At 64.8% G+C, this 1,749-nt stretch carries 2 protein-coding genes; both read right to left on the bottom strand.

The features are described from left to right. Positions 1-1,485 (bottom strand): cation:proton antiporter (locus B3605_RS22085; protein WP_296436055.1); only part of this gene is annotated, 1,485 nt, incomplete at its 3' end. Between the two features lie 66 nt (positions 1,486-1,551). Next, a partial coding sequence (locus B3605_RS22080; protein WP_296436053.1) for a hypothetical protein occupies positions 1,552-1,749 on the bottom strand: 198 nt, incomplete at its 5' end.

Below are 1,749 nucleotides of genomic sequence, written 5' to 3'. Positions count from 1 at the left end.
GCAGGCGCCGGCGACCGCCGACAGGAAATACATGCCGCCGCCGCGATCGCCCTTGCGCATGACGCGCTCACCTGGGAGAGCCGATTTCGGGCGGAACAGCAGGAGCAGCTCTTCCTGCGAGTTTTCGTCGACATTGGCAAACAGCGGGAAGGTCTCGCTGAGCTCGCGCATTTCCAGCTGGTGCTGGTGCTCGCGCGCTTCGGTGATGGCGCGGATCTTGTCGAGCTCGTCGTTCAGCAGGTCGAAATTGGCGTGGCCGTGGCGGGCGCTTTGCGGCCAGCGGCGCTGGATATAGCCATGCAGCGCTTCGGCCCCGGCGCAGACGATGGGATTGAGCGTGATCGAGATGATGGCGCTGGCGAGAATGATGTCCTGCCCGTCGGTCGGCAGCAGGCCGAGCGTGACGCCGAGGCCGGCCAGGATGAACGAGAATTCGCCGATCTGCGCCAACCCGCCCGCCACCGTCAGGCCCATGCCGATGGGATAGCGCAAGAGCGTGACGACGACGAAGGAGATCACCCCCTTGCCGACGATGATCAAGAGCAAGGCGGAGAGAACGCCGAGCGGCTGGCGCAGGAGGATCGACGGATCGAACAGCATGCCAACGGACACGAAGAACAGCACCGAAAACGCGTTCTGCAACGGCAGGGAATCGGCGGCGGCGCGGTGGCTGAGGCTGGATTCGCTCATGACCACGCCAGCGAAGAAGGCGCCGAGCGCGAACGACACGCCGAAGATCTGCGCCGAGCCGAAGGCGATGCCGAGCGCCAGCGCGAGCACGGTCAGGGTGAAGAGCTCGCGCGAGCCGGTGCGGGCGACGCGGATCAGCAGCCACGGCACGACCTTGGGGCCGAGGAAGATCGCCATGGCGGCGAATGCGCCGACCTGCAGAAGCGTTAGCGCGATGGTCAGCGGCAGCGGCATGCCCGCTCCATGCGCGCCTGCTGGCGCATGGCCGCCGAGCAGTTCGGCCAAAGCAGGCAGCAGCACCAGCGCTAGCACCATGGCCAGATCCTCGACGATCAGCCAGCCGACGGCGACGCGGCCGCTCGCGGCATTGACCAGATTTCGCTCTTCCAGCGCCTTCAGGAGCACCACGGTGCTCGCGACCGACAGGCTGAGCCCGAAGACAATGCCGGCGCCGAGGCTCCAGCCCCACCACTCCGCCAGCCCGACGCCGAGCAGCGTCGCGACCAGGATCTGCACGATCGCGCCCGGAATGGCGACGCCGCGCACGGCAAGCAGGTCACGCGCCGAGAAATGCAGCCCGACGCCGAACATCAGCAAGATCACCCCGATCTCGGCCAGCTGGCTCGCAAGCCCGGTATCGGCCACAAAACCCGGCGTGATCGGCCCCATCAAAATCCCGGCCAGCAGATAGCCCACCAGCGGCGGCAGCTGCAGGCGATCGGCAAGATAGCCAAGGATCGCCGCGAACCCGAAACTGACGGCAATGGTGGCAATGAGGGGGACGTCGTGATGCACGCTTGTGTGTTCTCCTTTTGGGAGCCGGCACTTTGACCGATGTGCGGGGGAAATTAAACTGCTGATTTAAATCGGGCTATGTATGATCGGGCGGAAAGCTGGATAGAACCGTTTTTGCGCCTGCTTCTCTACAATCGAGCCGTAAGTCGGCGGCGTGGCTTTCGGGAGCGCCCGAATAACAGGGCGATGATCGTTCTCAACTTTAGATGATAGCGAAATGCAAAGGCCGGTCGGTAACGGGAAGTCCAGTGGTGCCCCATGCCG

Origin of the sequence: Rhizobium sp. UBA1881 (genome assembly GCF_002338015.1) — a bacterium.
GTDB lineage: Bacteria > Pseudomonadota > Alphaproteobacteria > Rhizobiales > Rhizobiaceae > Rhizobium.
The sequence above is the reverse complement of the archived record's forward strand: the minus strand, read 5'-3'. Positions and strand labels throughout refer to the sequence as shown.